Source organism: Halochromatium sp. (assembly GCF_046541315.1).
Taxonomy (GTDB): domain Bacteria; phylum Pseudomonadota; class Gammaproteobacteria; order Chromatiales; family Chromatiaceae; genus Lamprobacter.
Map to the genome: position 1 here is coordinate 1 of NZ_JBKHDN010000196.1, position 5,172 is coordinate 5,172.

Genomic DNA, 5,172 nt, shown 5'->3' on the forward strand with positions numbered 1-5,172 from the left:
CTGCTCGCATAGGCTGCATGGTTGTGCCTCATGGTGTTGGGAGGTGAGGGTCATCCAGTCCTCTAGCACGCGGCTAGCGCCATGCATCGAGACTCAAGACCGAATCCGATATGGCCGCCCGACCTGATTGCCGGACAACACTGACCCAAAAGCCTAGAGTTCACGGGATGTTCGTGTCCGCGCGTCAGGGCGAATGGCTAGAGTCTGCGGCTGTCGTCGCCACAGCTCCAGGAGACTGATCAATCGCTGTCCGAGCAAGGCCGCCTGCATCCGGCCTGTTCGCGAGTCAGCCGCCGGAACAGGGGCTGATCCTCAACCTGGGCGGCATCACCATGGCGATCAGCGGCTGTGCCCATCCGGGCATGGAGCAGATCGTCTCGCGGGGCCGGGCGTTGCTCGGTGAGCCGATCCGCTGGGCGATCGGCGGCTTTCATCTGATGGACGCCGACAGCACCGAGATCGCCCGGTCCGTGCAGGCCTTGCGGGCGCTTGGGGTGACCGATGTCCTGCCGACCCATTGCACCGGCGATGCGGCCATCGCCGCGTTTGAGCGGGCCTATGGCGAGCACTGTCTTGCCGGTGGGGTTGGGCGCCGATTGGCGCTGTGATCGGCGCTTATGCGCGGCTTGGGGAGCGCTGCAAGCCGGACGGTTTGCGAGCGCGTTGGCAAGCGATCCGCGGCCTGCTGCGAGCGGACCAGAAGATTGATCATGCTCTGACTATTGCGGCTGCAGCGATTGATTCGGCAGCCGTTCTCGGCCCTATTACCGGGACTGTGCACAGGGTTATCCACAACGGCTGTTCCCATTCCACCAGTGCCTGACTCGCGAGTGCCTGCTGATCCGGTGCCATCAGCACCAGTCCCCGCGCCTCCGCCCTCGGTGCCCCCTAGGCCGCTGCCATCAGACACCTCCGCCCCTTTGCACCGTCATCACCGGGTCGAACAGGGCGGCTTGGCTGATGCGGTAGGCCTCGAGGCCGAGTCGGCGTCGAAATCGCGCCAAACGACTTGGTCGCGCCCCTGTTCCTTGGCCTGATAGAGCGCCTGGTCGGCGGTTTGTTTCAGCGCTTCGGCGTCGGTCGTCAGGCGCTGCGGTTGCGGCCGCTGGGTGCTGCCGCCGAGGCTGACGGTGATGTGATCGCTGACCGGCGAATAGGCGTGCACGATGGCCAGGGCATGGATCGCCGCGCGCATCTGCTCGGCCAGCTCCCGGGCGCCCTCGGCATCGGTTTCCGGCAGCAGGACGACGAATTCCTCGCCGCCATAGCGGGCGACCAGATCCGCCGAGCGGGCCGGTACCTGGTGCAAGGCTTGCGCGACTCGGCGCAAACAGTCATCGCCGGCGCCATGCCCGTAGTGATCGTTATAGGGCTTGAAATGATCGATATCGATCATTATCAGCGACAGCGGTTGCTGGTGCCGCGATTGGCGGTTCCATTCCTGCACCAGCCTGCGGTCGAAATAGCGCCGGTTTGGGATCTCGGTGAGCCCATCCTGGAGCGCGATTTGTTCCAGCAGATCGGTCTTGAGCTTGAGGCTGACTTGATTGTGGACCCGGGCGCGCACGATGGCCGGATTGAACGGCTTGGAGATGTAATCGGCGGCGCCGAGTTGCAGCCCCTTGGCCTCGTCCTGTTCTTGATCGAGGGCGGTGACGAAGATGATCGGAATGGCGTGGGTCGCCTCATCGGCCTTGAGTTCGCGGCAGATGGCGTAGCCATCCTGATCCGGCATCAGGATATCGAGCAGGATCAGGTCCGGTACCGGTTCGCGCCGCGCCAGCTCCAGCGCCTTGGCGGCGTTGGTGGCGGTGATGATGCGATAATCGGCCTTGAGCAGCTTGGCGAGGGCGTGGATGTTGGCGGGCTGATCATCGACGATCAGCAGCTTAGCGCGCTGTTCTTTCACTTCAGTCCTCTTGATGCGGGTCGGCGATGCGCGCGGCGACCTGCTTGATGAGCTCGGCAGCGCGGTCATGCTCGAAGGTTTCGATGTGCGTTTGCAGCTCCAGGGCCAGGCTGTCGTCGCCATGCTGGCGGATGACGGCGGTGACCGCGTCCATCAAGTCGTCGTCGATCAATTCGCCGTCGGAGAGGGCGTGCAGGGTCCGCTCGATGGCCTCCCGGCTCGCGCGCGGGACTTGCGGCTGGGCCTGCCCGCCATCGGGACCGCTGGCCGGGTCGCTGCTTGCACCACCGTTGGAACCAGCGGCGGGACGGCTGCTGGGACGGCTACCGGGACGGATCTGGGGCAGCGATGCCAGTTGCGCGCGGGCTTGGTTCAGCGCATCGGTCAGCTCCTCGCGCGCATGTGTCGGAATCGGCGCGGCGCGGGTACAGGCGCGGTCGATCTCGGTGGCGACCGCTGCGAGACGTTTGGCGCCGAGCGTATTGGCGAGGCCTTTCAGGGTATGCATCAGGCGTTTGGTGTCGGTGCTCGGCTGCTCTAGTGGCTCGTCGAAGGCGGCGAATTCGTCCTCGAGCTGATGCCGGAAGCGATGCAGCAAGTTCAAATAGAGCGCGGCATCCTGGTCGAGGCGATCCAATCCGCGTTGCAGATCGAACCCGTCAAGTGTAGCAGGCAGGGGCACGTCATTGGATGCCGCCGGAGGCGGTCGCTGATCCTGGCTGGAGCGATCTGGCATGGCCGCGGGCGGCTCAACCTCCTCCTCGGTGGGCAACCAGGTCTCCAGCAAGCGAAACAGCGTCCGCTTGTCGATCGGTTTGGCCAGGTGGTCGTTCATGCCGGCGGCCTTGGCGCGCTGGCGATCCGCGTCCATCACCGCCGCCGACAGCGCCAGGATCGGCAGCTCGGGCTGCTCGGCGCGGATCAGTTGCGTGGCCTCGAAACCGTCCATCACCGGCATCTGCAGATCCATCAGCACCAGGTCGACCGTTTGCTCGGCGAGGAGATCGACCGCCTCGCGGCCGTTGTGGGCTTCGACGATGCACGCGCCGGTTTCCCGCAACATCTCCGTGGCGACGATGCGATTCAGGCTGTTGTCCTCGACGAGCAGGAGGGTACGGCCGGAGAGGCGAGGGGGCGCCGCCTGTTCGGCCATGGGCGATTGGCTCGGCGGCGGTTGAGTGCTGGGCGCCTGCTCGGCGCTCGCGCGGGCCATGGCGTCGAGCAGCGCGCGTGGGGTCACCGGCTTGCTCAAGAAGGCGCTATAGAGCGCGGCATGTTGGCTCGGTCCCTCCTGGCTGTAGGCGCTGATGATCAGTGCCGGGATCTGGGTGTCGGTCAACACCCCTTGCGCACGCAGCGCGTGCAGGCGCTCCAGGGTGGCGAGGCCATCGAATTCGCCGGGCATCCGCCAGTCGACGAGGATGTAATCGAACGGCAAGCCCTGCTGCTCGGCCGCTTCGACGGCGGCAATCGCGGCCGCACCGCTGTCGGCCTCGACCACCTTCAGGGCCTCTTGTTCCAGGATCTCGCGCAGTACCTTGCGCGCGCTGAAATGGTCGTCGACCACCAGCACGCGCGCGCCGGCGGGGATGCGCTCGGTGTTGCGGGGCGCGAGTGCGGGCTGTGAGGACAGCGGTAGGCTCAGCTCGAAGCCGAAGGTGCTACCTTTGCCGGGTTGCGAGGCTAACCGTAGCGTGCCGCCCATCCGCTCCAACAAGCGGCAACTGATGACCAGACCCAGGCCGGTGCCGCCATAGTTGCGCGTGGTCGAGGCATCGGCTTGGGCGAAAGGCTGGAACAGCCGCTGCTGCTGCGCCTCGCTCATGCCGATGCCGGTATCGCGCACCTCGACGCGCAGATGCGCCTGTTGGTCTTGAACGGGAAGCAGGCTGATCTCCAATTCGACCTGCCCCCGCTCGGTGAACTTGATCGCGTTGCCGAGCAGGTTGGTCAACACCTGCCCCAGGCGCAGCGCGTCGCCCTCGACCGCCGGCAGTCCATGGGTATTGCTGTGGAAGATCAGCTCGATCCCCTTGGCGTCGGCGGCATCGGCGAAGAGGGTCTGCATCTGTTCGAGCAGGTCGTCGACGTGAAACGGGTGCGATTCCAATTCCAGCTTGCCGGCTTCGATCTTGGAGTAGTCGAGGATGTCGTTGATGATGCCGAGCAGCATGCGCGAGGAATCGCGAATCTTGCCGAGATAATCGCGTTGTTTGTCGTTCAGCGGGGTCGCGAGCAACAGCTCGGAGAGGCCGATGACGGCATTCATCGGCGTGCGGATCTCGTGGCTCATATTGGCGAGGAATTGGCTCTTGGCCTGATTGGCGCGCTCGGCCGTCTCTTGCGCCTGCTTGATCTCGGTGAGGTCGTTATAGACCGCCACGACCTCGCCGGAAGCGAGCTTGAAGACGCTGTTCTCGCGCCAGCCCTGGAGACAATCGTCGGCATAGTGCGCGAGCGGCAGCTGGGCGCTCTCGCCCGTGCGCGCCACTTGCTGCAACACCGCTAGCAGTCCCATCTCCTCCACCGCCGGGAAACACTCGGTGATCCGGCGACCGATCAGTTCCTGGCGTTGACGCTGATCCATGCGCTCGGCAGCGGCGTTGTAGTCGGTGAAGACGAAATCCTCGCCATCGTCGACCGGGCGGAACACCGCGACGCCGCTGCCGGTGTTCTCGAAGATGCCTTGGAACCGCTCCTTTTGCGCCTCCAGCGCGTCCTTGGCCTGCTTGGCCTCGGTGATGTCGATATCGCTTCCGCGATAGCCAAGCAAGGTGCCATGCTCATCGACGATCGGGGAGGCATGGGTACTGATCCAGATGACATGACCATGCTTGTGGATGAGCGGATTGACCAGACCATGCAAGGTCTGCCGTTGGGCGAAGATCTCGAGTGCGGCGGCCTTGAAGGCCTCGCGGCCGGCCGCCGGATGCAGGTCAAAGAAATGGCTGTGGCCGACGATTTCCGCCGGCTGGTAGCCCCAAACCGTCTCGGCGACCGCGCTGAGATAGGTGTAACGGCCCTCGGCGTCGACCTCCCAGGTGACGGTGCGACTCTGGGCCGCGATCTGTTGCAGCCGCTGCTCACGATCTTCGAGTTCGCGCTGCGCGTCCTTGAGCGCGGAGATGTCCTGGATGATCGACCAAGCGACCTCGCGCCCATCCGCGGTCTGGGTCCTGAAGCCTTTGATCATGACCGGGTAGCGGGTCCCGTCCTTGCGGATGTATTCCTTTTCGAACAGATCGCAAAAGCCTTTTTCTTTG

General features: G+C 64.8%; 3 protein-coding genes. 1 reads left to right on the forward strand and 2 read right to left on the reverse strand.

Annotated features, from left to right (window positions below; genetic code table 11):
- Positions 1-332: 332 nt before the first annotated feature.
- Complete coding sequence (locus tag ACLFQI_RS11390) at positions 333-608, forward strand: hypothetical protein (RefSeq protein WP_410759426.1); 276 nt, start codon at positions 333-335, stop codon at positions 606-608.
- 323 nt (positions 609-931) lie between these two features.
- Here the strand turns inward: ACLFQI_RS11390 and ACLFQI_RS11395 are convergent, their stop codons facing one another.
- Together ACLFQI_RS11395 and ACLFQI_RS11400 are read right to left on the reverse strand one after the other, a co-directional pair.
- Positions 932-1,909: a diguanylate cyclase domain-containing protein gene (locus ACLFQI_RS11395; protein ID WP_410759427.1), complete on the reverse strand. Its 978-nt coding sequence runs from the start codon at positions 1,907-1,909 to the stop codon at positions 932-934.
- 1 nt (position 1,910) lies between these two features.
- On the reverse strand, positions 1,911-5,172 hold a 3,262-nt coding region (locus tag ACLFQI_RS11400), incomplete at its 5' end, for a response regulator (RefSeq protein WP_410759429.1).

What these genes read in the sequence shown, in the direction of transcription:
- ACLFQI_RS11390 (WP_410759426.1), top strand. Translation starts at nt 333, where the DNA reads ATGGCGATCAGCGGCTGTGCCCATCCGGGCATGGAGCAGATCGTCTCG.